This window comes from Streptomyces sp. NPDC031474, assembly GCF_055581185.1.
In genome coordinates, this window is sequence record NZ_JBVIJX010000027.1 from 1 (window position 1) to 26170 (window position 26170).

Genomic DNA, 26170 nt, shown 5'->3' on the forward strand with positions numbered 1-26170 from the left:
GCGCGCGGTCTGCTCCGCAGACACAACGCGCCGCCGCTACGCGGCGGAAAGATCCGTAGCCGCTCCGCGGCTACGCCGACTGCTCCGCAGTCGGTTTCCTCGACTCGCTCCGCGAGTCAAGGGCATCAAGGTCGGCGGGGTGGAGTCCTGATCGCTCCGCGATCCGGCATCCACCCCGCCTTATGTAAGCGGTACGTGCCAACTTGGTTTGTAGCGCAGGTTGATTGGGAAGCCGCCCGCTCCGCGGTCGGCTTCAGGCTGGCTGCGGACCTCCGGCGCTTCGCCTTTCCTCTGCGGCACTCAGTGTGGTGCCTCCTGGTCGCTTCATGGAAGCAGAAAACTATGTAAGTTTCTGTGATGTTGGCCCTCCCCCGTCTCCTCGGTCGGGACGATATGTATAACGGTCTGTTCGAAAGTCCGCCACGCCGCCAGCCTTACAGGGCTGGCTTTCAGGAGGAATTGATTGAGTATCAGGCCTGTGGGATCCGTGCTTGGCGGGTTCCGGCATGCCTCACGTCGGGCGTGCCTCGTCAGATGGACGCGGCCCGAGCCGGGGGCACAACACGTCACCAGCACGCCTGCCGCGCGGGCCAACGAGTTGCTCGCGATCATGCACGCGCGAGGAGATAGCCTCGAATGAATCGTCGTCCAACACCGAACGCGCATACGCGAGATGGACCAGTTGCCGCGCCAACTCCAGCGTGAGGTCAGCCCTTTGGAGGCCGCATGCCTCGCTATCTCGATCCCGAGGCCGCCAAGGCGAACATGATCGCCAAGAGGGTTTGGCCGATCTCCGTGTGGCCCGGGAGCGGCGAGCGGTGGCTGAGTGTCTGTATGGACTGCGGTGAATTCGTCGATCCGATCTACCGCAATGTGATGCGGCCGAACAGCGGCGGTTGCAGGCCGTGCGGCCGTGCTCGAGGGGCTGCCCTGCGTAAGGTTCCGGAGAATCAGGCCGCGGCTGAGATGCGAGCTGCCGGAGTGGAGCCGCTGGAGGCATATCCGGGGGTGGACGCTCCTTGGCTCAGCCGGTGTTTGAGCGCGCTGTGTCCTGGGCTGTGGGAGGGCGATCCGGCCGATATCCGGCCGCGTCTGTCGGACGCACGCCTGAGCAGGGTGTCAGCGTGCAAGTACTGTGCCCGGGTTGCTGTACGGCCCCAACGTGCGGTGTTTGAGATGATCCAGCGCGGCGTGGAGCCCCAGGAGCCGTACAAGGCGGCCGGCAGGCCTTGGCCCTGTGTCTGCCTGAAGTGCGGGGCGGACGACATCGCCCCCAGCTACGCCAACGTCGTCCTCACCGGACAGGGAGGGTGCCAGCGTTGCGGTGGGAGGATGCGCGTACCCGAGGAGCAGGCCGTGAGCGAGCTCCTCGCCGCCGGTGCCCAGCCCTTTGAGCCGTACCCGGGGGTCAACGAGCGCTGGCGCAGCCGGTGTCTGGCTCCCGAGTGCCCTGGGCCGCCAGAGCGGATCATCTATCCGCGGCTTGGATGGGTCCGGCGCGGTGCCCAGGCGTGCAAGTGGTGCGCCGGTGTCGTCATCGCTGGCGATGAGGCGCACGGCATCATGGTGGCAGCAGGTCTGGAGCCACTGGAGCCGTATCCGGGAGTGCGCGAGCGCTGGAAGTGCCGATGCATGAACCAGGTGTGCGGGGCAGAGGTGTTTCCCACCCTGGGCAGTGTGAACAGCCGTGGCACGGGTTGTTCCGAGTGCGCCGAATACGGATTCAAGCGTGACCGGCCCGCCCTCGTGTATCTACTGCACCACCAGGGCCTGCAGGCAGCGAAGGTCGGGATCTGCAACCTGAGGACCGGTCGGATCGAGAAGCACCGCGGCCGGGGTTGGCAGCTGTACAAGACTTTGTCCTTCACGCGTGGCCGTGACGCCGAGCGGCTGGAGCGGGAGATCCTCGCCGAGTGGCGGGCTCAGGACTGGAAGCCTGTGCGCAACGCAGGCCACACTTACGACGGCTGGACCGAGACAGCTGCTCTCGGCGGTGACATCTGCGTGGCGACGTTGTGGGACGGCGTGTTGGAGTTGCACGGTCTGCTGGAGCTGGAACCCCGTGGTGCTCGGTGACGGGCGGCAGTCCGTCGGCCTGATCAGAACGATCAACTTCGCGGTTCCACCGGTTGCGGAGAGCCCACCGCGCGGTGGGAGTTGTGGTGGTTCGCTGTCCGGCGGGTGGTGTCGGCGTATTCGTTGAAGTGCTCAACTCGGGCGGAGCAGCCGCTTGCTCGGGTGCGAGCGCCGTGGCCAGCGTCGAGTCTCGCTCGGTCCCGAACTACGTTGGGGCACGGACGCTTGTGCGATGTGGGCGGGTCAGAGGCGACTCCGCATAGTCGCGTCTGACTGAGGCCGGGCCCGCTTAGAGGTCCTGACAAAGGCGTTGGACGTGTCGGTGGGTGATGAGGCAGGTCGCGAGGCCGAGGAAGGCTTCGTGGATGTCGTCGCGTCGTTCCCAGCGGATCCGCAGGCGGCGGAAGCCGTGCAGCCAGGCGATCGTGCGCTCGACCACCCAACGGAAGATGCCCAGGCCAGAGCCGTGTTCAACGCCTCGTTCGGCGATGACTGGGCGGATGCCGCGCTGCCACAGCAGGCGGCGGTACTTGTCGTCGTCGTAGCCGCGGTCGGCGAGGAGCGCGTCGGGGCGGCGTCGGGGCCGGCCGACGACGCCTGCCACCGCCGGAACTTTGTCCAGCAGCGGCAGCGACTGCGTGACGTCGTTGCGGTTGCCGCCGGTCAGCGACACCGCGAGCGGGATCCCCTACCCGTCGGTGAGGATGTGGTGTTTGCTGCCCGCCGTGCACGGTCGACCGGGCTGGGCCCGCTTTTGGGCCGCGCCGCCTTGAAGTGGGAGGAGTCGATCACCGCCCGCGACCAGTCCAGCTTCCCCGCGGCCCGCAGAGCCTCCTGGCAGCACCACATCACCCAACATCCACTCGCCGCTTGGCATAGAAGCGTCAACGGCCTCCTGAGGCAGTACTTCCCCAAAGGCACCGACCTGGCCGCCCACACCACCCGCGGCCTTGCGGCCGTGGCCGCCGAACTCAACAGACGGCCGCGCAAAACGCTCGGCTGGGAAACCCCAGCCGAGCGCCTCGCTAAGCTCCTGGTCACGGCCAGTTGATCAGCTGTTTTGCAACGACCCCTGGAATTCGCCTCCGCCGGGGGCTTCGTCGTGCTGCCCGGAGGACACCGTGCCCACCTACGAGACACTCCCCCGTTTCACCTTCGAACACCGGCGTGCCAATTGGCACGCCTTGCCGAGTGCTCATCGGGTGGAAGGCTCGATCTCAGCACGCTTCTGCTCAGGCATCACTGACAATGTCTCTGAGCTGCGGTTTTTTCGGGAGGCTCGGCTATCGAATGGTCACCGTGCGGAAGTTGCCTGCGTCCGGGGCGCTCCAGCTGACGCTCTTGGAGTTCTGTCCCCGCTTCGGACATTGGACGGTGGAGTAGGTCAGCAGGAACGGTGCCCCCGTCGAGGCCACGGTCAGGTCGGCGAATTCCTGGTTGGACGGAATCAGGTGCCCCCCGATGTCCTTGCACGGGCCGACGTTGATGCTCTGGACGTCGCTCGCATAGTTGATGACCTTGACGCAGGAGCTGCCCGCCGAAGCGTTGCAGGTCGCCGCCTGGGCCGGGCCGGCCGTGAAGGCCAGTGCCGCCGTGGCGGCCAGCGTGCCGGCGGTGGTCATGCCGATGACGCGCTTGTTCATGCTGGAGTCCTACGCTGTTCGCTCCCACCGCCGTCGACTGCGCGCAGTGGGCGGCCGCGGCCGCCGCCGCGAAGATGAGCTACGGGATCCTGACGACCAAGCACCACGACGGCTTTGCCCTGTGGCCGAGCGCCTACGGCACGCAGAACGTCGCCAACAGCTCCTACAAGCACGACATCGTGCAGGCCTACGTCACCGCGTTCCGCGCTCAGGGCCTCAGAGTCGGCCTGTACTACTCGATCTGGGACCGCACCTACAACGTGCAGGCCTACAACCCGCGGCAGGGGGTTGCCGCCAACGAGGCGATCCAGCCCGGGGACCTCACCTTCATCCTCAACCAGATCACCGAGTTGCTGACGAACTACGGCACCATCGACATGTTCATCACCGACGGCTACGCCTGGCAGATGGGCCAGCAGGCCGTCTCCTACCAGCGGATCCGCGAACACGTGAAGTCGCTGCAGCCGAACATCGTCATGGTCGACCACGGCGGGCTCTCGCAACCGTGGCTCGGCGACGCGATCTACTTCGAGGAACCGCTCGGCGTCACCTCGCCGACCGGAAACACCTACGCCTCCGTCCAGGGACAGACGATCAGCAACGGCTGGTTCTGGCACCCTTCCACGCCTACCACCAACCCATCCAGGTCGATGCCGCCACCGGCGGCTACGCGAACATCGGCGGCGTCAGGATCGGCGGCCGGTCAGCAAAGCCCGCCCTGGTCTCCAGCACGTTCCCCGGCGACTCGACCGTCTACAAGCTGGTCAACCGCCACAGCGGAGAGGTGGCCGACGTGTACAGCTTCGGCACCGCCAACGGCACCAACATCCAGCAGTGGCCCTGGCTGAACAACACGGCCCAGAAGTGGACCTTCGTGAGCACTGGCGACGGGTACTTCAAGATCCGCAACGTCAACAGCGGCAAGCTCATGGAGGTCGCAGGGCTCTCCCGCGCCGACGGCGGAAACGTCGCCATATGGGCCGATGCCAACGTGCCCCAGCAGCACTGGGCCCTGACGCCCACAGGCGACGGCTACTACTTCCTCACCAACCGGCTCAGCGGTCTTTCACTCAACGTAGACGGCGCTTCCACCGCCGACGGGGCCAACGTCAACCAGTACACGTACACCAACGCCGCTCGGGAGCAGTGGCAGATCGTCAGCGTGTAGCCCGAACTGCCGCAGACATCGCGGATGCCACCGCCCTGAGGGCGGTGGCATCCGCGATGGCCGACAGCATGTGGGCAGGCAAAGAGCCCCGTTACCTGGGCTGCATGGGATGGGGTGGCGCCCTGGCCGGATGACCGGAAACGGTCGGCGAGCCACTGCTCAGTGTTGCTGCCGTGCAGCAGCGTCGCCGCCTGCGCCAGAGGGGCGTCATGGCTCGCCAGTGCCGAGAAGATCGCCTCGCGCTCGGCGAGGATCCGGCCGGACGCGTCCCCAGTCGGCCAGCACGACCTCGAATTCCACCCATGACCAGTGGCACGCCTCTTGCGGTCTTTGCTGCCTTCCATTTCACTGTGCGCGTCTTCTGGTTCTTGGTTTCCCGATGTTCGGTCGTTCGCAGATCCCCTGAGGAAGCCCAGCTTCAACGGCCTCTGCCAGCAAGGAGGCGTGAGCCTCTTCGCGGTGCCCCCACCAGTTCCCTCGACAGCCAGAGGATCGCGGCTCCACTACCGCCGGGCTGAGGCGGCGGATTCCGTAGCGAGGCGGGCGATTCCGTGAAAAGCCGAAGGAGAGTGAGACGACATGACCGACACTCCACCCACCGCGCCGACGCCCTTCGATCGCCCGCAAGGGCTGGATTCGCCCCTCGTGCCGAAGATCATCAAACTGGCGTCCCGGTTCAATGTCGCCGTCTATCGCGCCACGGGCGGGCGGATCGGCGGCAAGTGGAGGATCGGGAGCGCCTTCCCTCGCGGTGTGCCCGTCTGTCTCCTGACCACCAAGGGGCGCAAGAGCGGCTTACCACGGACCCAGCCCCTGCTCTGCTTGGGTGATGGTGATCGTGTGATTCTCGTGGCGTCGCAGGGCGGCTTACCGAAAAACCCCCTGTGGTATCGAAACCTTCAAGCAGATCCGCAAATCACCGTCCAGATCCGCAGCAGTGTGCGTCGCATGCGGGCGCGTACAGCCGATCCTGCCGAGCGCGCAGTGCTCTGGCCGAGACTTGTCGCAATGTACGCCGACTTCGACAAGTACCAGGCGTGGACCGACCGGCAGATCCCCGTTGTCATCTGCGAGCCGGCCCCGTAGGCGAATCCGAAGGTGTTTCTCCCGCGTGTGATCTCGACGAGGAGGACGCTTGTGGCGGCATGGGGCAAGCTGTTCCAGCCGATGCTCTTCCGCGCCAGTTCTCCGCTGCGCGCCGGATGCGCTCGAGTTCGGCCTCGCCCAGGTCACCCACGCGCCGTACCCGGGTCTCGTAACCGGCGCGTTCGATGCGCTTGACCATCTGGCGCACGTTGCGCATCGCGCGGCCGGCCAGGGAGAAATCCGCCACGTCCACCACCGCCTCGTCGCCCAGTTCGAGGGCGTCAAGACCGGTCTCGCGGGTCCACACCTCGGCGCCGGTCTCCGAGCAGCCCATGACGGCGGGCGTCCAGGAGTGGGCCTTGGCCTCGTCCATGAAGCGCTCGATGGCGCCCGGCCAGGCCTCGACATCACCGATCAGGTCACCGCTGGCGAGCATCACACCGGAGACCACGCGGTAGGTCACCGCCGCCTTCCCGCTGGGGGAGAACACGACGGCCTTGTCGCGGCGCAGCGCGAAGTGTCCGAGGGAGTCACGGCGGCCGTGCTTCTCGAGGAGGGCACGCAGGCGCACCTCGTCGTCCCGTGTCAGTCGTGCTGTGCGCGTCCGGGATCACGACGCCGTGCAGCCCGGTTTGACTGACATCTGATGGCCTCATAGCGGGCGGTTCTCTTTACTGTTCGGTAGTCCCAACCGAGCGATCTGGCGTAAGCGGCCAACGACGCCTCTTGGCGAACACGACGACCCCCACGACGGCGACCAGGAACAGGCCGGCGATGACCGGACCGCCACGGGTCAGAGGATGCTCGGCAGATACGGCAGCGGCGTACCCCAGGCCGGCTTCGGTCGCGGCCCACAGGCAGGCCGCGCTGACGCTGTAGGGGGCGATACGGAGATAGGGCAGCCGGAGCGCGCCCGCGTAGTGGGGAGCGAGCGTGCGGACGAAGGGTATGAAACGTGACACGAAGATGGCCCGTCCCCCGTGACGTGTCATCAGCGTCTCGGCCCGCTGCCAGGCGGAATCGGAGATCCGGCGCCCCACCCGGCTGCCGCGCAGTTGCCCGCTGAGCAGTCGGCCCGTGCGGTAACCGAGGAAATCACCCGCCACCGCGGCGCCGGCTGCGGCGGCCACGACCGGGAGGAGGTCGAGGTGGCCGGTGCGGACCAGCACCCCCGCGGTTGCCAGCAGGATGAACGAGGGGACGAAGACTCCGACCAGCATGACCGACTCGAGCAAGACGACGGCGGCCAGCATCACGTAGGCCGAAGCAGGCGCCAGATGAGCGAGGACGACGGAAAGGGCACTCACCGCACACCTCCACCGGGTGACAGAGCCACGGGAAGGCAGGACCGCTGCAGCTGCCCGGCATCCGCGGGGGGCAGGTTGGCCCACACCGCCCATCGGCCGGTGGCGTATATGCGCCGGTAGTCGGCCAGAACGTCGTCCACCGCCGCGCCCCGGTACCTCCCGGCCCGCAACGCTGTCAGCGTCCCGCCCTGGCGGGCGCGCAGGTAGCCGAAGTTGATCAGAGTCCCACCGGGACTGGGTAGTTCCTTGGAGCGCGACATGATCCGCTCCGCATGGGAAGGAGCGAAGTTCGTCCCGATCGTCCGCGGATCGAGGGCCGCTTCGACCAGGGATGCCCAGCGCCCGCCACGGCGCGGGACCTGGACACGGTCGTCGGGGATGGTCCGAAGGTTCATGGATCCGACGCTAGAAGCCCGCGCCGATCTTCGAATCCGCCGTTGTGCGACGGCTTGCCTCTACCAAAGTAGATGCGAAATACGGCTCTTTGTTCCGGAATGGAATAGCGGCCGCACAGGCAGACAGCTTCGGCCGGCGCCGAAGTAGCCACGCCCAGTTCCCGCAGGGGCGGTCAGGTCGCAGGCTTGCCTGAAGCACGAGACCGATACCGCACGGTTTGGAGCTAAGCGCTACGTTCACTCGCCCGACCGTGGATGGTTCAGTCAACTCAACAGACATGGGTGGCGCTACGTCCAGGCCGACCTCGACGACCCGAGCGGGATCGAGGCACACGCCCACCGCTCACCGACCCCACGTTGCCGGCTACGGCGAGCCCCGGGCCGTCGACCAGGACTCGCCGGGTTCACGAACTGCAGCCGCGCGCCATCTTCGGCGGCGTGCTGATCACCGCTCTCGTCAATCGGGGCATCGCGGGCCGGCGTGCCGCGAGGAGGACAGGCCCTAGTCCTGCCCTAGTCCCGGGGTACTAATCGGCCCCGCCGGATTCGGTTCCCCGGTACGGGATGGTCGCCCGGTACCGCTCCTAGGTTGAGATCGCGGGTCAGTCAGTACCGGCTCACCCAATGATCTCTTCTCCTGGTGGGAGTACTCCGTGGCCACCTTCCTCTACCGGCTCGGCCGGCTGGCGTTCCGGCGACGACGCGTCGTCGTGATGCTGTGGGTCGCCGTCCTGGCCGCCATCGGCATCGGCGCCATGACCGCGCCCGGCACCTCCTCCGGGGCGTTGAGCGTTCCCGGCACCCAGTCGCAGCGGGCGATCGACCTGCTGCGCAAGGAGTTCCCGCAGGCCTCCGCCGACGGCGCCACCGCGCGTGTGGTGTTCGAGGCGCCCAGCGGGCAGAAGCTCACTTCCGCCGCCAACAAGGCCGAGGTCGAGTCCCTGGTGGCCAAGCTGGAGAAGTCACCGCAGGTGTCGGGCGTCACCGATCCCTTCGCCAGCGGCTTGGTCAGCAAATCAGGCACCATCGCCTACACCCAGGTGTCCTACAAGGTCGCCCAGGCCGACGTCGGCGCCGCGGCCCACACCGTCCAGACCGACGTCGTCGCCCAGGGCGAGAAGGCCGGCCTGAAGGTGAGCCTGGGCGGCAACGCCGTCGAGAACAAGGCCACCAGCAAGGCCGCCGAGCTGATCGGCGTCGGGGTCGCCGCCGTCGTCCTGGTGATCACCTTCGGCTCGATGATCGCGGCCGGACTGCCCCTGCTCACCGCGATCCTCGGGGTGGCCGCGGCCGTCCTGTCGGTCACGCTCGCCACGCACTTCTTCGACCTGGCCTCGTCCTCCACGACCCTGGCACTGATGCTGGGCCTGGCCGTCGCCATCGACTACGCCCTGTTCATCGTCTCCCGCTACCGCAACGAGATCCGCGACGGCCACAAACCCGAAGAGGCGTGCGGACGTGCCCTGGGCACCGCCGGCTCGGCGGTCGTCTTCGCCGGCCTGACCGTGATCGTCGCGCTCAGCGGCCTGAGCGTCATCGGCATCGGCATGCTCACCTCCATGGGCCTGGCCTCCGCCTTCGCCGTCGCCGTCGCCGTGATCATCGCGCTGACCCTGCTGCCCGCCGTCCTCGGCTTCGCCGGCCTGCGGATCATGAAGGGCAGGCTGCATACCCGCCGCATGAAGGCGCTGGAACGCGGCGAGGGCGAGTCGATGGGCGTGCGCTGGGCGAAGTTCGTCACCCGCAACCCAGTCAAGGTGCTCGCTGTCTCGGTGGCCGCCCTGGCCCTGCTGGCCATCCCCACGATGTCCCTGAAGATGGCCCTGAACGACGACTCCGGAAAGCCCCCCGGCACCACCCAACGCATCGCCTACGACACCCTCAGCAAGGGCTTCGGGCCCGGCTTCAACGGCCCGCTCACCGTGGTCGTCGACGCCCGGGGCAGCGACGATCCCAAGGCAGCAGCCCAGGACGCGTACACCATGCTGAGCAAGCTGGACGACGTCGCCGCCGTCCGTCCCCCCTCCTTCAACCAGGCCGGCGACGTGGCCCTGCTCGGCGCCGTCCCCAAGAGCGCCCCCACCAGCGAGGCCACCAAGGACCTCGTGGGCGAGATCCGCGACCACGGCACCGCCCTGCACCAGGAATCCGGTGCCGATCTGATGGTCACCGGACTGACCGCCGTCAACATCGACGTCAGCACCAAGCTCTCCGACGCCCTCATCCCCTACCTGGCCATCGTCGTCGGCCTGGCCCTGATCCTGCTCCTGCTGGTCTTCCGGTCGATCGTGATCCCGCTCAAGGCCGCCCTGGGCTTCCTGCTCAGCGTGGTCTCGACCCTCGGGGTCCTGGTCGCGGTCTTCCAGTGGGGCTGGCTGAAGGACGTCTTCGGCGTCGACCAGACCGGCCCCATCGTCAGCCTGCTGCCGATCGTGCTGATCGGCGTGGTGTTCGGACTCGCCATGGACTACGAGGTCTTCCTCGTCTCCCGGATGCGCGAGGAGTACGTCCACGGCGCCGACCCCACGCAGGCCATCGTCGGGGGATTCAGGCACAGCGGGAGGGTGGTCACCGCGGCCGCGGTCATCATGGTCTCCGTCTTCTCCGGATTCCTCCTCGACGACGAGGTACTGATCAAGTCGATCGGCCTGGGGCTCGCCGCCGCCGTGTTCTTCGACGCCTTCGTCGTCCGGATGACCATCGTCCCCGCGGTGATGGCCCTGCTCGGCCACCGCTCCTGGACCCTGCCGACGTGGCTGGACCGCATCCTGCCCAACGTGGACGTCGAGGGCGAGAAACTGCGCCACGCGCTCGAAGCCGAGCAGCCGGACTCCGCGCCCGAACCCGTGCTCGCCGGTGTCGCCGCCGGGTCGGACGGACACAGCGTCCCCCACACCTATGGCGACCCCCACCACTCTTCTGGTGTCACGGAAGCGCCGGTACCTGCCCGGCAGGCCGCCCCGGAGAAGACACGGGGGCTGTCCAGGCTCAAGCAGCGTCTCGCACGGGGCGCCGCCGCCACCGCCCCTGCCGACTCGGCGGAGTCGCAGGCACCGGCCCGCCGGAAGCCGCTGAAGAACCCGTTGCGCAGGAGTTGACGAGAGCGACCCGCAGCACCGGCTCGAGCACCGGCTCCTGACGTGGCGGCCGACCCACCGGCCGTCCTCCCCGCCCCGCTCGCCGGCCCGATCCCCCCGGGTCGGCGGGCGGCCCGACCCTGCGAAGGGCCCACCCCCGTGCCCGCACCGAGTGCCCCCGCGCCCGCCCCACCCCCGGACGAACGCCAGTTCCTCCAGGCCCTGACGAGCGATCCCGAGCAGCGGGTGATCGCGTCGGTGGTCTCCCGGCTCGCCTCGTGGCGGCGGGCCGACCGGGCCCACCCCTGGGTCCGGCGGTGGGGGGTCCCGGTGTTCTGCCTCGCGGTCGGCAGCGACGCCTACGCCAACCCGCACAACGTCGGCGACCCCCAGCTGCCGATCGTCCTCGCCTTCTGCATCCCGCTGCTGTGGCGGGAACGACGCCCCCTGCTGGTCTTCGCCCTCACCACGGCCGTCTCGATCGTGTCCCTCCCTCTCGGTGTGCTGACGGGCGCCGAGTTCGCCCGGGTGGTCGCCCTCTTCAACGTCGGCCGTCACTGCACACCACGCCGACTGGCGGTCGCCACCGGCATCACCCTCGTGCAACTCGTCGCATGGGCCTACTTCTTCTGGCGCGGCCGGCAACTGGAGTACGTCACGCGTCCGGAGCCCGTGACGTTGATGGTGATGGTCGCCGTGGCGGCGTTCGCGGCACTCGGGCTGCTGCTGCGGCTGGCCTACGCCTACATCGACGCCTTGAAGAAGCAGCGCGACCAGCAGGCCCGGCTCGCCACCGCGCAGGAACGCGCCCGCGTCTCCCGCGAGATGCACGACATCCTCGGCCACACCCTCGCCGTCATCGTCGGCCTCGCCGACGGCGCCGCCGGCCTCACCGAGACCAAGCCCGAACGCGGCGCCCAGACGCTGCGCACCATCGGCGTCAGCGGCCGCGACGCCCTGGCCGAACTGCGCCGTCTGCTCGCCGTCATCGACGACGACCGCCACAGCCAGGACCGCTCCCACGGCGTCCCACTCGCCCCGCAGCCCGGCCTCGCCGACCTCGACGCGCTGCTCGACCGAGTCCGCGCCGCCGGCCCCACCGTCGCCCTGCACGCGCACGGCGACCTCACCGAACTGGCCCCCGGACTCCAGCTGTCCGCGTACCGCATCATCCAGGAAGCCCTGACCAACACCGTCAAGTACGCCGCCTCCACCACCTCGGTCCACGTCTCCCTCGCCGCCGACCCCGACACCGTACGCATCACCGTCGAGGACACCGGCCCGCCCCGCGCCCCGCGTGCACGCCTCGGACGGAAGGGCAGCGGGCGGGGTTTGGTCGGCATGCGTGAGCGGGCCGCCCTCTACCGGGGCGAGGTCACCGCCGGCCCCAACCCACACGGCGGCTGGACCGTCCACGCCCTCCTCATCACCAACCCGCCGGTCAACTCCCTGGAGAAGCAACCCGCCTGACACCGGCCCGCCCTTACCGCCGTCGGCGAGCCGCGGACGGCTGAGCAGCATTGCGTACGACTGTCGGCTCCGCCCCGATGCCTTCCTGACGGATGTCCGCCTGCCCTGCGTGGACGGCGTCGGGATCACCGGCAACACCGGTCCACCTACGATGCGCTGCGCGCCGGAGCCGACGCGTTCCGCCTCAAGGGTGCTCGCCGGCCCGAACTGCTCGCGTAGGCAAGGGAGGTCTCGCGCCGCTGCCACGCCGTGTTCGCGCCCCCCACTACGCGCCGTCTGCCCGAAACCGTCACCGCACCGATCGCCTCGCCCAAGCCAGGCGCCGACCCGACTGACCGGCACGAGCGTGCTGCCCGCCGATACCGCCGCATGGCCAGCGGTCGGCGCGCGCCTCATGACACGGGTCCGCCCGGCCACCCCGACCGCACCTCCGTCCCGAGTCGACGCGCCTTCCTACCGCAGTACCACTCGGCACTGCTGTATTCGGTCCCGCGGTACCGACGACAAGCGCGTTTACCCGCCTAGTTTGGCGGAAGGTTCGCACACGCCCTCGCCCCCGCTGTTATCCGGGCAAGCCTTCCACCTCCACAGCCGGCCCTGCCGGTTTCGCTCAGGGCACCGCCTCCATCTCCCGCAATCCCCTGCGCCGCGGTGCCCGCCCAGCAGTTGGTCATCTGTGACGACGACAGGAGAAAACCCATGGGAGCGTATGCCCGCGCAAGTCTGGCAGGGGTCGTGAGCTGCGGTGTTCTGCTCACCGCCGTCCTCATCGGGCGGCCGGACGGCAACCACGACGGTGCTGAGGACGAGCGAATTCAGCCGGGGCCTTACGTCGCTCTCGGCGACTCCTACACCTCCGGCCCAAAAATCCCCAGGCAGTCCGGAACCCCGGCCGGCTGCGAACGCTCCGACCACAACTACCCCGCCCTGGTGGCACGCCAACTCGGCGTGCTCGCCGCCGACTTCCATGACGTCAGCTGCAGCGGCGCCACCATCACCGCCCTCACCGCGCCGCAGCAGACGTCCAACGGCACCAACCCCGCCCAGCTCTCGGCCCTCTCGACGCGGACACGGCTGGTCACCCTCGGCATCGGCGGCAACGACATCGGCTTCGGCTCGACGGTCACCAAGTGCGTCACGATGGGTGCGATGTACCGCGCGACCGGCAGCGGCCGCCTCTTCTCCAACACCGACGGGGCTCCCTGCAGGAAGCAGTACGTCGACAGCAGCACCGACAAAGTGGCGCAGAAGATACAGGCGACCGGTCGGCAGCTCTCCGCTGCGCTGGCAGAGATCGAACGGCGTGCGCCACGGGCCCGGGTCTACGTCGTCGGCTATCCGGCGATCCTGCCCGCCGAAGGGAAGGGCTGCGGCAGGGAGCTGCCCCTCGCGCCTGGTGACGCGACCTATCTGTACGACAAGGCGAAGCAGCTCAACACCATGCTGCGCGGGCAGGCCCTGGCCGCCGGAGCGACGTACGCGGACACCTACTCCCCGTCCGTGGGCCACGACGCCTGCTCCGCGGAGAAAACCCGCTGGATCGAGCCTCTCCAACCCAGCAGCCCGGCCGCCGCCGTCCATCCGAACGCGCACGGCGAGCAGGGCATGGCCGACGCCGTGCTCCACACGATGGGCCACTGAACGCCGACAGGAGACAGGGGACTTCCCATCGCCGGCGACCGGTCCGTCCGATCCACCGCGCCCGCCCGACGCGCTCGTCGCCGGCATTCCCCCACGCAGGAAGAACCCCGGCAGCATGCCCACTGTTCTCATCGTCAATGACCAGAAGCTGCAACGCCTCGGCTACCGCCTCCTGCTGGATTCCGAGCCGGACCTGATCCCGGTCGGCGAGGCGGCCGACGGTGCCGAGGCGGTCCGCATGACCACCGCGCTCCGACCGGAAGCCGTCCTCATGCACATCCTCAAGCCCGGCACGGACACGATCGACATCATCCGCAGCCTCGCACGCGACGGCAGCCCGCCCCACCCCCGCGTCCTGGTGCTTGTCCCCGTCGGGCTCGACGGGTACCCCTGGGCCGCGCTGGCGGCAGGCGCTGACGCGCTGCTCCCGGAGAACGTCTCCCCGCACGAGCTGACTGCGGCGATCCGCGCGGTGACGGCCGGAGGCGCCGTCATCCCTCCCGATCTCACCCGTCGGCTCATCGACACGGTCCGCAGGCGGCAGCCCGCCGCCGCGGCCCTCCCGGCACAGTTGCTCGGCGCACTCACCGGACGCCAACGCGAGATCCTCACCGCCCTCGCCTCCGGTCGGAGCACAGCCGAGATCGCCGAACATCTGTCCCTGGCCCCGACCACCGTCAAGTCGCACGTCTGCCGCATACTCACCAAGATCGGCGCCCGTAGCCGCGTCCAGGCTGTTGCCTTCGCCTACGAGTCGGGCCTGACCACGCAGCACACCGCTCACTCTCCGCTCCCTGCGCCCGGCCGTACCCGTCCGAACCCATAAAGCAGAGCGCGGAGGCTCCGCGCAGCCGTGAGGAGGAACCCTAGTACCCCAGTACTAGTCGGCATCGCCGCATTCCCTCCCACAGTGCCGTCACGACCGCTGATTCGGCTTCTAAGTTGAAGCCCGGGCCCGGTCAGGCCCGTCCGTTCCCACACAGACCTGTTTCCTGGCGGGAGTACACAGGTGGCAACCGTCCTCCACCGCTTCCAGCCGGTCAGGGTCTCGCTCACTCGTGGTGACCGGACCGGCCACGGTGCCGCTTTTCCTCTGGCTCCTGGACGCGCCCGTCCAGGGGCGCGCCGCGCGCCCGAAACGCAGCAGACCGCTTCCATGGCCGCCCTCCCTGCTGGTTCGGCGCCGAGTTCCGGCGGCGCGGGCGCTGACCAGGCCGGCACGATGGCGGATCCCGGGCCATCGTCAGCCGTACGATCGCGAAAGAGCGGTCTTTTTCGGCCCGCGTTCTCCCTCAGTCGCCGCTCGTCCGCCCGCCCCCCGGGACCGGCGAGCTGCTCGCCTGCACCGCGAAGGGCACGGACCTTGACCCCCACCACTCCCCCACAGGATTCCAGGCCCGGCCGGCACGTCCCCATGCGGCCCGAGCTGCCCGACCCGCTGACGAAGGATGCCGAGCAACGCGTGATCGTGTCGATCCTCGCGCAGCTGTCGGCCTGGCGGTGGGCGGACCGGGCCCACCCCCGGGTCCGGAGGTGGGGCGTACCGCTGTTCTGCGCCGCCCTGGGACTGCCGTCCGTACTCCATCCCGTCGGCGGATCAAGGGTCGCCGAAGAGCTGGTCCTCACCGTCGCCGTGGCCGTACCGCTGCTGTGGCGGGAGCGCAGGCCCATGCTGGTCTTCGCGCTCATCACCGCCGGCGCCGTGCTGACGGAGACCACCGGGTCCTTCCACGGCGCCAACGCCAGTGCCGACGTCGCCCGCATCGTGGCCCTGTTCAACGTCGGCCGCTTCGCCACCCCCGGCCGGCTGCTCATCGCCGTCGCCGTCTCCCTGACGCAGCTCGTCGCCTGGGCCGCCACGCTCTGGCGCGACGGGCAGCTGCAGTACGCCGCACGGCCGGAAATCCTCATCCTGCTGGGGGTGGTGACGGTGACGGCCATCGCCGGCCTCGGCCTCGCCACCCGCCTGGTCAACGTCGTCATCGCCGCCCTGCAGAAGGAGAAGGACCAACAGGCCCGCCTCGCCGTCGCCCAGGAACGCGCCCGCGTCTCCAAGGAGATGCACGACATCCTCGGCCACACCCTCGCCGTGATCGTCGGTCTGGCCGACGGCGCCGCGGGCCTGACCGAGGCGAAGCCGCACCGCGGTGCCGAGACCCTGCGGATCATCGCCGACAGCGGCCGCAGCGCCCTCGCCGAACTGCGCCGCCTCCTCACCGTCATCGGCCATGACGACGACCGGCCGCACGAGGCCCCGCTCGCCCCGCAGCCCGGCCTCGCCGACCTCACCCCGCTGATCGAACGCGTCCGCGCCACCGGCCCGAGCGTCACCCTCAGCACCGACGGCGACCTCACCCCGCTGGCCCCCGGCCTCCAGCTCGCCGTCTACCGCATCGTCCAGGAAGCCCTCACCAACACCCTCAAATACGCCGCCGCCGACACCTCCGTCAGCGTCCGGGTAGCCGTCGGGGCCGGCACGGTCCACGTCGGCGTGGAGGACACCGGCCCCCTCCGCGCACCCCGCTCCAGCAGACGGAGCACCGGAAACGGCCGCGGTCTGGTCGGCATGCGCGAGCGCGCCGCCATCTACCAGGGCCGGGTCACCGCCGGGCCCAACCGCGAAGGCGGCTGGAGCGTCCACGCCCGCCTCCTGACCGCCCCGCCCGTCCACACGACCCCTACGACAACAACGGAGCACCCCCGCACATGACCACCGTGCTCATCGTCGACGACCAGGCCCTGCAACGCCTCGGCTTCAGCATGCTCCTGGAACAGCACCCCGACCTGACCCTCATCGGTGAGGCCACCCACGGCGCCGAAGCCGTCCGCAAGACCGCCGAGCTCAAGCCCGATGTCGTCCTCATGGACGTCCGCATGCCCGGCATGGACGGCATCGAGGCCACCAGACGCATCGTCCAGTCCGGCGGCCGCTCCCGCATCCTGGTCCTGACCACCTTCGACCTCGACGAATACGCCTACGACGCCCTGCGCGCCGGAGCCTCCGGGTTCCTGCTGAAGGACGCCATGCCCGACGAACTCGTCGCCGGAATCCGCGCGGTGGCCGCCGGGGACGCCGTCATCTCCCCCGGTCTGACCCGCAAGCTCATCGATGCCTTCGGCAGCCGTCTGCCGGGCCACACACCCGAACAGCAACGCCAGCTGGCCCGCCTCACCAACCGCGAACGCGAGGTGCTCACCGCCATGGCGACCGGCTGGAGCAACACCGAGATCGCCGAGCAGCTCTCCCTCGCCGAATCCACCGTCAAGTCACACGTGAGCAGCATCCTCACCAAGATCGGGGTCCGGGACCGGGTCCAGGCCGTGATCTTCGCCTACGACACCGGCCTCGTCAGGCCTGCCTGATCATGGGCGCAGGACCGCGGAGCGGGCTCGGGCGCTGTTTGCTGGGCTTCAGCTCCGACAAGCGGGCGGCGGCTTCGTCGCCACAGCACAGCCACACCGATCGCCGTCAGCGCGACGAGGGCGAAGGCAGGGCCGCCCAGCGTAAGGACGCGCTCGAGCGAAGTGGCGGCGGCGTATCCGACACCGGCTTCCGCCGTGGCCCACACGCAGGCCGCGACAGCGCTGTAGGGAGCGATGCGATGGTAGGGCAGGCGGGTGGCGCCTGCGAGGTGGGGGGCGAGGGTGCGCACCACGGGCAGGAATCGGGCCAGGAAGACCGCCCTGCCGCCGTGGAGTGTCATCAGCTTCTCGGCCTGGCGCCAGGCGGGGTCTGGTATCCGACGGCCCAAACGGCCTCCGCGCAGCCTGTCGCCGAGGAATCTGCCCGTGCGGTGGGCGAGGAAGTCACCCGTGACCACGGCGCCGGCAGCGGCCGCGAGGACGAGGGGGAGGCTGATGTGGCCGGTGCGGGCCAGGGCGCCGGCGGTCAGGAGCAGGGTGAGCGTGGGGATGAAGGCGCCGACGAGGAGGATCGACTCGGCCAGGACCGCGGCGGCCACCACCGCGTACGCCGCGGTCGGCGGGATGTGGCCGAGGAGGTCGGAGAGCACGTTCACCGACTCGCTCCGTCGGACTGCGGCTCATGCGGCCCGGGCTGGTCCGCGGAGACGAGGGGGCGTCGCAGATGCCAGACGTAGGCGGGAGGAATGTTGGCCCACACCGTCCAGCGGCCCGTGGCGTAGGTGCGCTGGTAGGTGGCCATGATCTCGTCCACAGCGGCGTGGCGGCGGGCTTCGGCTCGCGATGCCGTCAGGGCGCGGGCCCTGCGGGTGCCGAGGTAGGCGAAGTAGGTCAGCGTGCCGCCGGGGTGGAGCAGTTCCATGTAGCGGGCCATGATGAGCTCGACCTGTACGGGCGTGAAGTTGGTCAGCGGCAGCCCGGACACGATGACGTCGTAGCGCTGGTCGGTGTCGAGCTGCTCTACATAGGTCTGATGCACGGTCACCTGAGAGGGCCTGTCCGCCAGGTGCGGGTGTGTGGTGACGAGAGTGCGCAGTCGCGAGGCGAAACGCGGGTTGGCCTCGACGATGTCCAGACGGCTGCCCCGGGACAGCTGGGGTATCAGGGCCCGGGTGACCGGGCCGGTGCCCGCGCCGGCTTCCAGCACCGCCAGGGGATGGGGCGCCTGAGCCCGTACGGGGTCGGTGAGCAGGCCGGCCAAGGCCTTGCCACTGGGGGCTATGGCACCCGTCGTACGCATGTCTCGGGCTGCCTCGATCAGGAACATCCAGCCTTCGGCGTTGCGCTGCGCCGGGACACGGCCGTGGGAAGTGGTCTGGTCGTTCATGGAATTGACGCTAGAAATTCGCGCCGGACATGGGATCCGCCGTTCTGCGACGGCTTCCCCCTACGAAAGTAGGGGATAGGCGTGGCCGATCATCAGACGGAATCACGCACCGGGCTGCCTAGCATGGGCCAGGTGAGCAGCAGAGAAGGCCGCAGATGGGCGGCCTGCGGACGGGGCGCACTCGTGGCGCTGTGCGTGGTGGCCGCCGCGCTGAACGACCTGTCGTTCGACGGGCGCCACCTGGCCCCCGTCGTCACCGCGGCGCTGGTGTGCGGAGTGGCCCTGCTCGTGCCCCGGCTGCGCTGGCCGTTCGCGCCGCTGCTGGTCACCGTGGCCACGGCGTGGTGGGGATGGCCGTTACTGCCGCTGCTGACGGTCGCCCTGTTCGACCTGGCCATGGACCGCCGGGCGCGAGTGGCGGTGGGATGTGCCGTCGCCGCGCTGAGCGCCAACCTGCTCAGCTACCGAGCCACCTCCCTATGGACGGGCCAGGCCTACGCATCCACGGTGCTCCTGCCCGTGCTGGCCGTGCTCGTCGGGCTGTGGCTGGGCAGCAGGCGCCGCCTGATCCAGGCACTGGCAGCCCACGTCGAACACCTGCACATCGAGTCGCAGCTGCGCGAGGAGGCGGCGCGCGTCGCGGAACGGTCCCGTATCGCCGCCGAGATGCACGACGTCCTCGCCCACCGCCTCAGCCTGATCGCCCTGCACACCGGTGTCCTGGCCACCAGGAACGACACACTGCCCGCGCCGGTCACCGAACGCCTCGGACTGCTGCGCACGACGTCCGTCGAAGCCCTCACCGATCTGCGCGACGTTCTCGGCGTTCTGCGCGACCCCGACGCGACACCGCCCGGCACCACCCTCACGCCGGCGATCAGGGAAGTCGGGGAACTGGCCGACGAGGCCCGCGCAGCCGGCCAGCACATCGAGCTGACCACCGACGGCCGTCCCGAACAGGCTCCCACCACCCACCGCCTGGCCGTGTACCGCATCGTCCAGGAAGCACTGACCAACGCCCGCAAGCACGCCGACGGCGCCCCGGTGACCGTACGCGTCGACTACCGGCCGCCCGCCACCCTCGTCGAGGTCGCCAACCCCGCCGGCACTCCCCGCACGGACACCGTCGGCAGCGGCTACGGACTCGTCGGCCTGCGCGAACGCGTCACCGCCCTCGGCGGCCATCTGAACGCCGGACCGGCCGGCGCGGGCGCGTGGCGCGTGGCCGCCCGCATCCCCCACCCCCTCGGCACCGAACAGAACGGCACCCCCACATGATCCGCGCCATGATCGTCGACGACGACGCCCTGGTCCGCCTCGGCCTGACCGACCTCCTCGAAGGCGACCCCGGCATCGAGGTCGTGGCCCAGGCCGCCGACGGCCTCCAGGCCCTCGAGCTGGCCACCGCACACCGCATCGACGTCGCCCTCGTCGACGTCAGGATGCCCCGCATGGACGGCATCACCGCCACGACCCGGCTACGGGCCCTCCCGCACCCCCCGAAAGTGATCACCCTGACCACCTTCGACCTCGACGAATACGTCTACGACGCCCTCGCCGCCGGAGCCGACGGGTTCCTCCTCAAGGACACCGACCCCGCCGAAATACTGCGCGCCGTCCACCTGGTGGCCGCCGGGTCGGCCATGCTCCACCCCACCGCTGCCCGGCGCCTCATCGACCGCTACCACGCCACGAAACAACCCCAGGTCACAGCCGCCCAGGCCCGGTTGGAGCAGCTCACCCCCCGCGAACGCGACGTACTCGCCCTGCTCGCCCAGGGCGACACCAACGCCGACATCGCCACCCGTCTCGCCATGCGCGAGAGCACCGTCAAGGCCCACGTCAGCCGCATCCTGACCTCCCTGGAAGTCACCAACCGCGTCCAGGCCGCCCTCCTGGCCCGCGACGCGGGACTCACAGCCTGACGAACGGAGACTGCAGACACACAAGGCGAGGTTCGACGCCTCGAAGCGGTGTCGCGGCTGTCGGTGTCCGCCGCTGTGTCTCGCCACCGTGATGCACCGGCGGAGCCTTGGTGGGCCAACAGTCAGGGCGCGTCACACCGCATGTGTCCAAGCTCGCGGCGACCCCCGGTCGCGCGAAAGCGTGTGGGCCGTGGCGGCCTCACATGCGGCGATCGCCTCCGCGACGGCGACGTAGCACCGCCAGGGCTTGGCAGAGAAGGGCGTCGGTTACCAATGTCCGCCTCCGACAACGAGGGGCCGACCAGTTGCCAGGCAGACCCCCGACTTTCGTAGGGGGAGGCCATCACACAACGGCCGATCCAACGGCCGGCGTACGTTCCTAGCCTCGGCCTCGTGAACACTCGAACTACTGGCTCTCATGATCGCGTCTTGGTGCAGCGTTGCGCCGAAGGCTGGATGTTCCTGATCACAGCCAGCCGTGACCGCGGGCCACTGGAACGATCGCTCTTTACGGCAAGGCCTTCGCCCGCACCTTGATCGAGCCCGCCCAGGGCCGGGTGCCTCGACCGCACCTGGCGAGCCAAGCCCATTCAGGTGAGCGTCCACCCGCCGCCGAAAGGGGAAATGGACGCCGGCGTCGGCCACGCTGCCGCTGAACGATCGTCCCCGGCCCGCCTGAAGACTCCCTCGTCACCAAGGAACCTCAAGGACGCACCTTGCCCCTCACCACCACCGTCACCGAGCACGAACTCGACGACGCCCTCACTGCCTCGCCGGTTCCGGTGGTCCTGTACGTCTACGCCGACTGGTGCGGGCCCTGCAAGGCCCTCTCACCGATCGTCGAAGAAGTCTCCGCTGAACTCGGCGACAGGATGCGCGTACTGAAACTCGACTACGACCAGGCCGAGCAGGCCCGCAGGAAGTACGCCATCGACGCCGTCCCGACGCTTCTTGTGACCGTTGGCGGTGTACCGGTCGCGAGGATCCTCGGCGCCATGGAGAAGGACGAACTGCTCGCCCAGCTCCGCCCGCTGCTCAGTGTGCGCTCGGTCAGTGAGGGCCCGCCGACGAGTCCTCGGGAACCCGAGGCCGCCGACACGACGCCTCGGGGCTGGACCGCCCGCGGCCCCCGCGTGCTGACTTTCCCCGACACGTTGTCGGGCCGAATCGGTGTGTTTCCGAGCTGGATCCCCGCCCAGAAACTGGTGGGCCCCGCACGCGGCACCGTGGAGGTGCCCGCCGATCGGATCGTGTGGCTCTTCATCAACCAGACCGGGGCAGACCCCGCGGACCTGCGGTTTCTGCGGCAACTCCCGGCCGACGGCATAGACAGGCTGGCGGTCCGGGCCTCGGCCGTCACCGGGTCCGGCCTGGCCGACCTCGCGCACCTGACCGGTCTGAGCAGACTCTCCGTTCATGTGAAACGCCTGTCCCAACCCGCGTCCTACTCCGGGCAGTTGGCCGGGCTCCGGCAGGCCGACGAGCTCAGGCTGGACATGCCGGAAGCCGACGACGGGATGGTCACCGACGTGGTGAGCCTGCCCCGGCTGCGTGAGCTGTACCTCTGCTCCGAGGCCGTCACCGATGCCGGAGTGGCCCGACTCGCCCGTGCCAGGGCCCTGCGCAGCCTGTACCTGGACACTCACCTGGCCACTGATGCGGCGCTGGCCGAGCTCGCCTGTGCAGATCTTCCCGAACTCACGGATCTCGGAATCTGCCTGCCCGAAACGACGGACGCCGGCCTCGCCCACCTGGCCACGCTCACCGGGCTGCGGTCGCTGACCGTCACCGCGCCGAAGGTCACCTCCGCGGGCCTGCGCCCCCTGGCACAGCTGCGGAATCTGACCTCCCTCAACCTGTACAACACGCCCGTCGACGACGACGTTCTGGACGCTCTTGGGACGCTCTGCGGACTCACCTCCCTGAATATCGTGCACGACACCGAAGAGGTCATCTCGCAGGTCAGCGATGCCGCTTGGCTACGGCTCCGCACCGCGGCGCCGGACATCACAATCAACGGTGTCTGGCTGGCACCGCAGGCAGTGCGGCACATCCTGAGTACCGCCGCCTGACCCGTCCCGCGGAAACTCCCGCCCCAACAAGCCCCCGGAAGGTGCGAACTTGACGACTTCTCCCGCCCCGTTCCCCGACTCGGTCGGCCCGGACGAGGCACCCATGGCAGACGTGGTGCCCATCAGAAGTCGCGCCGAGAGCCAGGTGCCGTGTCGGCGCATCCAGCCGTGGCGGACGCGGGGGCGGCTGGCATGCCTGTCCGACTTCGACTGCGATCCGGACAAGCTCTGCGTCGACGGCGAATGCGTCTGACCCGGTCAAGGGCGTGTGCAACGGTCGGGCCCGACCGTTGCACACGCCCTGACGCCTCCCGGCTGCCGCTCGCGCCGCAGGCACCGGACCGGCCTTCGCAGCGCGCGGACTTCGGGACCGCTCTTTCCTGACCGGCTCCGGCCGGACGAGGGCCGACATCGACGCGTCCTCCAAGGCCGCTGTGGCATCGGTGACGGACAACTGCGGGGAGCTGTCCGCTGGTTGCGGCATCCGGTGGGCGGTGTCGACCGACCGGATGCCGCAGCACCACGAGCAGCTCACTACTGGCCCGGGACTTTGTCCGGGGCCTCGACCGCGGCTGCCAACCGCAGCGCCCCCGGCGCTTCGCAGATGACGTTGTTGCAGGCCTGCACGGCGAGGACGAGCGTGACGTCCGGGTCCGTCGTGGACAGCTCGGCCCCCACTTCGAAGCTTCCGGACAGCAGGCCGTCGGCGGTCTGCGGGAACCGGACGTTCTCGAGCTCATGGCCGCGTTCGCCGTCAGCGGTGAGCGCGAGCGGCTTCCCCTCGGAGGAGTCGGGGCCGTACACATGCCATCGGGGGTCGACCGATACCTCGACCGTGGCCCGGACCCGGCCCGGCGCCGTGCGGACGGCTCGCAACGTGGCGTGCACGTGGTCCGAACCGCGCGGTCTCGTCATACGGAGATCACCTTGGCTTCACGGCCTGTGGCGGAGCTCAGCGCGGGGCTGATGACAGCCGCGTCACCGGCCACGACAAGGGTGAGGTCGGTGGGGTCGACGTGGTCGCGGAACGCGGCGGCGGCGCTGGCCGGGGTCACGGCCCGCAATGCGTCCTGCAGGTCGTCGAGGTAGCTGTCGCCGAGGTGGAACGCCGCCTGCATCGCGGCCGACGCCGCTATCGCCCGGGCCGTCTCGTGCCGTAGCGGGTGGACGCCGGTCATGTAGTCGATGGCCTCGGCGCACTCGGCCCGAGTCGGGCCGTCCACGCAGAACTTCTCGGTCACCGCCAGGACTTCGGTGACGGCGGGCGCTGTCGCGTCGGTCTGCACGGCGGTGTCGACGGTGAACAGGCCGTCCCGTCGGAACGCTGTGAAGCCGGCGTGAATGCCGTACGTGTAGCCCTTGTCCTCGCGCAGCGACGCGGACAGCCGGGAGCTGACGCCACCGCCGAGAGCTCGCGCGGCCACCAGCAGATCCGCCCAGTAGGGCGCGCGCCGGTCCGGAGCCTTCAGGCCGAAGGCGAGGTGGCTCTGTACCGCGCCCGGACGGTCGGCGATCACCAGGCTCGGTGCGGCGGCACGCGGGTGCTGGTCCGGGACGGGGGCAGCCGAAGCCTTCCTGCTCCAGGTGCCGAAGGCGCTCTCCACCGCGCTTTCGACGTCGACCCCCTTGAAGTCACCGGCCAGTACGAGGGTGGCACGGTCAGGGGCGGCCCACCGGAGGTAGAAGAGCTCGACCGCGTCCCGCTCGATCCTGCGCACGGTCTCGGCACGGCCGCCGACCGGGCGCGCGTACCTGCTGTCCGGCTCGAAGCACGCTGCCAGCCGTTCCGTCCCCGCCAGGCTCGACGCGATGGCCCGCTCCTGCTCCAACTCCCCCAGACGCTGCTGGACGTGCCGTTCGACCTCGGCGGCCGGGAACGTCGGCTCGGTGGCCGCCTCGGCGAGCAGGCCGAGGGCGGGGCCGAAGAACCGGGCCGGGGCCTCCAGGTTCAGTTGGATGCCGGAGGTGTTCACCGACGCGGAGTACGAGGCGCCGAGCCGGTCTATTTCGGCCGCGAAGGCGGAGCCGTCGCGGCGTGCGGTCCCCTCGTCGAGGACGCGGGACATGATGGTCGCTATGCCCTCACGGTCCTCCGGTTCGCTTTCCGGGGGCACGTCCAGCACGAGGGCGGCGGACGCCAGGAGTTGGCCGGGCAGGTCGTAGCGGACGACCCGCAGGCCGCAGCGCAGTGTGCTGCGGTGGACGGCGGGGAACTTCCATGCTGCCGCCGGCCCCGAGGCCGGGCGCGGCACCCGGGCCGACAGGGTCATGACTGCTCCTTGCGGTAGATGAGCTGGGCCCGCTGATGGGGGCGCAGCCAGGTCTGGGTGACGGAGCGGACTCGCTCCGGCGTAACGGCTCGGATCCGTGCGACTGCAGCGGAGACCCGGTCGGCGGTGCCGAACAGACACGCGGCCCGGGAGACCTCGTCGGCCAGGCCGGCGAGCGTCGCGGTGCTCTCCAGCCACTCTCGCTCGGCCTGCGCCAGGGCCGCCGCGAATTCCGCTTCGTTCGGGCCTTCCTCCGCGAAGCGCTCCAGCTCGGCGTCCAGGATCGTCTCGATCTCGGCCAGGGAGGCGTCCTGCTGCGCCGCCACGACCAGCATGGCGGCAGCCGTCCCGCCGGTGAGGTCGTTCGGGAAGGCATTGATCGACTGGGCCAGCCTGCTGTGCCGTGTCAGACGCTCGACCAGGCGGCTGCTCGCGCCGCCGCCGAGGATCCGCAGTGCGACTACGGCCGCGTCGAAGTCCTCGGTGCCGTCAGCGGGGATACGCCACCCGCACCAGAGCGCGTCGGCGGGGACCGGGCTGCTCATCTCAGTGCGTATCTGCTCGTCCAGTGGCTTCAGAGCGGGCATGCGGGCAGCCGGTCCACGGTGCCAGCGGTCTCCCGCGTCGACCGCGTCGAAGTAGAGGGCCGCCTTGTCGAGTGCGTCGCGGGTACGGACGTTGCCGGCGATGGTCAGGACGGCGTTGGCCGGCGCGTAGTGCTGGTGGAAGAAGGCGCGGACATCGTCCAGTGACGCGGCGGCCAGATCCTCCATCGACCCGATGGGCATGTGGTGATAGCCGTGCCCCAGCGGGAACAGCAGCGACTGTATGCGCTCGAAGGCGTCACCGTAGGGCTGGTTGTCCATGCGCTCGCGCCGCTCGTTGCGTACGACGTCCCGCTGGCTGTCCAGGTTCTTCTGGTCCAGAGCGTCGGGCAGGCCACCCATCCGGTCCGCCTCCAGCCACAGCGCCAGTTCGAACGCCCGGGTGGGCACGGTCTGGAAGTAGTTGGTGCGGTCGAACGAGGTGGTCGCGTTGAGATCGGCGCCGAACGACTCGAGCAGGGCCATGTGCTCCCCGGCGGCCACGTTCTGTGACCCCTGGAACATCAGGTGCTCGAACAAATGGGCCAGGCCGGTCCGGCCCGGGCTCTCGTCCCGTGAGCCGACCCCGTACCAGAGGTTGACGGCAACGGCGTCGACCGTGCGGTTCTCGGCGACAAGCACCCGCAGTCCGTTGTCCAGCCGTTCCTCGACGATTTCGCCCGTGGAGGTCTCAGTCATGTGTCAT

At 69.5% G+C, this 26170-nt stretch carries 20 protein-coding genes and 4 pseudogenes; 14 read left to right on the forward strand and 10 right to left on the reverse strand.

The features are described 5' to 3' along the window. Positions 1-1356 precede the first annotated feature (1356 nt). Complete coding sequence (locus ACZ5SK_RS41500) at positions 1357-2076, forward strand: hypothetical protein (protein WP_457495637.1); 720 nt, start codon at positions 1357-1359, stop codon at positions 2074-2076. Positions 2077-2365: 289 nt separating this feature from the next. Here the strand turns inward: ACZ5SK_RS41500 and ACZ5SK_RS41505 are convergent. After that, positions 2366-2904: pseudogene (locus ACZ5SK_RS41505) on the reverse strand (IS5 family transposase); the annotation flags it as partial. A gap of 31 nt (positions 2905-2935) precedes the next feature. Here ACZ5SK_RS41505 and ACZ5SK_RS41510 point away from each other — a divergent pair. After that, positions 2936-3127, forward strand: a pseudogene (locus ACZ5SK_RS41510) (IS30 family transposase); the annotation flags it as partial. Between the two features lie 232 nt (positions 3128-3359). Here ACZ5SK_RS41510 and ACZ5SK_RS41515 read toward each other — a convergent pair. Further along, positions 3360-3719, reverse strand: a complete 360-nt coding sequence (locus ACZ5SK_RS41515; protein WP_457495636.1) for a hypothetical protein — start codon at positions 3717-3719, stop codon at positions 3360-3362. A gap of 5 nt (positions 3720-3724) precedes the next feature. On the opposite strand from ACZ5SK_RS41515, the pseudogene ACZ5SK_RS41520 reads away from it, so the two are divergent. Further along, positions 3725-4887: pseudogene (locus tag ACZ5SK_RS41520) on the forward strand (RICIN domain-containing protein); the annotation flags it as partial. A 579-nt stretch (positions 4888-5466) separates the two neighbouring features. Beyond that, positions 5467-5973 (forward strand): nitroreductase family deazaflavin-dependent oxidoreductase, encoded by a 507-nt coding sequence (locus tag ACZ5SK_RS41525; protein WP_457495635.1) that lies wholly within the window; start codon positions 5467-5469, stop codon positions 5971-5973. An 88-nt stretch (positions 5974-6061) separates the two neighbouring features. On the opposite strand, the pseudogene ACZ5SK_RS41530 reads toward ACZ5SK_RS41525, so the two are convergent. The 3 genes and pseudogenes from ACZ5SK_RS41530 to ACZ5SK_RS41540 form a co-directional block, all read right to left on the reverse strand. Continuing rightward, positions 6062-6568: pseudogene (locus ACZ5SK_RS41530) on the reverse strand (phosphatidylglycerol lysyltransferase domain-containing protein); the annotation flags it as partial. Between the two features lie 76 nt (positions 6569-6644). Then, complete coding sequence (locus tag ACZ5SK_RS41535) at positions 6645-7280, reverse strand: DedA family protein (protein ID WP_468577510.1); 636 nt, start codon at positions 7278-7280, stop codon at positions 6645-6647. Beyond that, positions 7277-7675, reverse strand: a complete 399-nt coding sequence (locus tag ACZ5SK_RS41540; RefSeq protein ID WP_468577511.1) for a hypothetical protein — start codon at positions 7673-7675, stop codon at positions 7277-7279. The genes ACZ5SK_RS41535 and ACZ5SK_RS41540 overlap by 4 nt, the downstream gene beginning before the upstream one ends. A 653-nt stretch (positions 7676-8328) precedes the next feature. Between ACZ5SK_RS41540 and ACZ5SK_RS41545 the strand changes: the two genes are divergently transcribed. The 6 genes from ACZ5SK_RS41545 to ACZ5SK_RS41570 all read left to right on the forward strand — a co-directional run bounded on the left by ACZ5SK_RS41545 (position 8329) and on the right by ACZ5SK_RS41570 (position 17226). After that, the gene (locus ACZ5SK_RS41545) at positions 8329-10773 is read left to right on the forward strand and encodes an MMPL family transporter (RefSeq protein ID WP_468577513.1); all 2445 of its coding nucleotides are present in this window, start codon (positions 8329-8331) and stop codon (positions 10771-10773) included. A gap of 138 nt (positions 10774-10911) precedes the next feature. Then, positions 10912-12222 carry a sensor histidine kinase gene (locus ACZ5SK_RS41550; protein WP_468577514.1) on the forward strand — a complete coding sequence of 437 codons (1311 nt, stop codon included), beginning with the start codon at positions 10912-10914 and terminating at the stop codon, positions 12220-12222. 699 nt (positions 12223-12921) lie between these two features. Next, a complete protein-coding gene (locus ACZ5SK_RS41555) occupies positions 12922-13863 on the forward strand; it encodes an SGNH/GDSL hydrolase family protein (protein WP_468577516.1) in 942 nt (313 codons plus the stop codon). Positions 13864-13978: 115 nt separating this feature from the next. Then, positions 13979-14689, forward strand: a complete 711-nt coding sequence (locus ACZ5SK_RS41560; RefSeq protein ID WP_468577518.1) for a response regulator transcription factor — start codon at positions 13979-13981, stop codon at positions 14687-14689. A 537-nt stretch (positions 14690-15226) separates the two neighbouring features. After that, positions 15227-16573, forward strand: coding sequence for a sensor histidine kinase (locus ACZ5SK_RS41565; RefSeq protein ID WP_468577519.1), 1347 nt, complete (start codon positions 15227-15229; stop codon positions 16571-16573). Next, the gene (locus tag ACZ5SK_RS41570) at positions 16570-17226 is read left to right on the forward strand and encodes a response regulator (RefSeq protein ID WP_468577520.1); all 657 of its coding nucleotides are present in this window, start codon (positions 16570-16572) and stop codon (positions 17224-17226) included. The genes ACZ5SK_RS41565 and ACZ5SK_RS41570 overlap by 4 nt, the downstream gene beginning before the upstream one ends. On the opposite strand, the gene ACZ5SK_RS41575 is transcribed toward ACZ5SK_RS41570, so the two are convergent. Then, positions 17196-17882 (reverse strand): DedA family protein, encoded by a 687-nt coding sequence (locus ACZ5SK_RS41575; protein ID WP_468577522.1) that lies wholly within the window; start codon positions 17880-17882, stop codon positions 17196-17198. The two genes, ACZ5SK_RS41570 and ACZ5SK_RS41575, sit on opposite strands and share 31 nt — an antisense overlap. Continuing rightward, positions 17879-18613 carry a class I SAM-dependent methyltransferase gene (locus ACZ5SK_RS41580; protein WP_468577523.1) on the reverse strand — a complete coding sequence of 245 codons (735 nt, stop codon included), beginning with the start codon at positions 18611-18613 and terminating at the stop codon, positions 17879-17881. The genes ACZ5SK_RS41575 and ACZ5SK_RS41580 overlap by 4 nt, the downstream gene beginning before the upstream one ends. Before the next feature lie 123 nt (positions 18614-18736). Here ACZ5SK_RS41580 and ACZ5SK_RS41585 point away from each other — a divergent pair, with 123 nt between their 5' ends. The 4 genes from ACZ5SK_RS41585 to ACZ5SK_RS41600 all read left to right on the forward strand — a co-directional run bounded on the left by ACZ5SK_RS41585 (position 18737) and on the right by ACZ5SK_RS41600 (position 22863). Further along, the gene (locus ACZ5SK_RS41585; protein WP_468577524.1) at positions 18737-19891 is read left to right on the forward strand and encodes a sensor histidine kinase; all 1155 of its coding nucleotides are present in this window, start codon (positions 18737-18739) and stop codon (positions 19889-19891) included. Next, positions 19888-20538: a response regulator gene (locus ACZ5SK_RS41590; RefSeq protein WP_468577526.1), complete on the forward strand. Its 651-nt coding sequence runs from the start codon at positions 19888-19890 to the stop codon at positions 20536-20538. The genes ACZ5SK_RS41585 and ACZ5SK_RS41590 overlap by 4 nt, the downstream gene beginning before the upstream one ends. A gap of 716 nt (positions 20539-21254) precedes the next feature. Further along, positions 21255-22610 carry a thioredoxin family protein gene (locus ACZ5SK_RS41595; RefSeq protein WP_468577528.1) on the forward strand — a complete coding sequence of 452 codons (1356 nt, stop codon included), beginning with the start codon at positions 21255-21257 and terminating at the stop codon, positions 22608-22610. Between the two features lie 49 nt (positions 22611-22659). Beyond that, positions 22660-22863, forward strand: coding sequence for a hypothetical protein (locus tag ACZ5SK_RS41600; protein WP_468577530.1), 204 nt, complete (start codon positions 22660-22662; stop codon positions 22861-22863). Positions 22864-23144: 281 nt separating this feature from the next. Here ACZ5SK_RS41600 and ACZ5SK_RS41605 read toward each other — a convergent pair whose 3' ends face one another. Genes ACZ5SK_RS41605 through ACZ5SK_RS41615 form a run of 3 tightly spaced genes read right to left on the reverse strand, consistent with a single transcriptional unit; the run spans position 23145 to position 26163 of the window. Beyond that, positions 23145-23525, reverse strand: coding sequence for a hypothetical protein (locus tag ACZ5SK_RS41605; protein ID WP_457495620.1), 381 nt, complete (start codon positions 23523-23525; stop codon positions 23145-23147). Further along, a complete protein-coding gene (locus ACZ5SK_RS41610; RefSeq protein WP_468577531.1) occupies positions 23522-24880 on the reverse strand; it encodes a M16 family metallopeptidase in 1359 nt (452 codons plus the stop codon). The genes ACZ5SK_RS41605 and ACZ5SK_RS41610 overlap by 4 nt, the downstream gene beginning before the upstream one ends. Further along, positions 24877-26163, reverse strand: coding sequence for a M16 family metallopeptidase (locus ACZ5SK_RS41615; RefSeq protein ID WP_468577532.1), 1287 nt, complete (start codon positions 26161-26163; stop codon positions 24877-24879). The genes ACZ5SK_RS41610 and ACZ5SK_RS41615 overlap by 4 nt, the downstream gene beginning before the upstream one ends. Positions 26164-26170 lie beyond the last annotated feature (7 nt).

Coding starts and splice junctions, on each gene's coding strand:
- ACZ5SK_RS41515 (WP_457495636.1), bottom strand. CDS start 3,719: ATGAACAAGCGCGTCATCGGCATGACCACCGCCGGCACGCTGGCCGCC.
- ACZ5SK_RS41525 (WP_457495635.1), top strand. CDS start 5,467: ATGACCGACACTCCACCCACCGCGCCGACGCCCTTCGATCGCCCGCAA.
- ACZ5SK_RS41540 (WP_468577511.1), bottom strand. CDS start 7,675: ATGAACCTTCGGACCATCCCCGACGACCGTGTCCAGGTCCCGCGCCGT.
- ACZ5SK_RS41555 (WP_468577516.1), top strand. CDS start 12,922: ATGGGAGCGTATGCCCGCGCAAGTCTGGCAGGGGTCGTGAGCTGCGGT.
- ACZ5SK_RS41560 (WP_468577518.1), top strand. CDS start 13,979: ATGCCCACTGTTCTCATCGTCAATGACCAGAAGCTGCAACGCCTCGGC.
- ACZ5SK_RS41570 (WP_468577520.1), top strand. CDS start 16,570: ATGACCACCGTGCTCATCGTCGACGACCAGGCCCTGCAACGCCTCGGC.
- ACZ5SK_RS41580 (WP_468577523.1), bottom strand. CDS start 18,613: ATGAACGACCAGACCACTTCCCACGGCCGTGTCCCGGCGCAGCGCAAC.
- ACZ5SK_RS41585 (WP_468577524.1), top strand. CDS start 18,737: ATGGGCCAGGTGAGCAGCAGAGAAGGCCGCAGATGGGCGGCCTGCGGA.
- ACZ5SK_RS41590 (WP_468577526.1), top strand. CDS start 19,888: ATGATCCGCGCCATGATCGTCGACGACGACGCCCTGGTCCGCCTCGGC.
- ACZ5SK_RS41605 (WP_457495620.1), bottom strand. CDS start 23,525: ATGACGAGACCGCGCGGTTCGGACCACGTGCACGCCACGTTGCGAGCC.
- ACZ5SK_RS41610 (WP_468577531.1), bottom strand. CDS start 24,880: ATGACCCTGTCGGCCCGGGTGCCGCGCCCGGCCTCGGGGCCGGCGGCA.
- ACZ5SK_RS41615 (WP_468577532.1), bottom strand. CDS start 26,163: ATGACTGAGACCTCCACGGGCGAAATCGTCGAGGAACGGCTGGACAAC.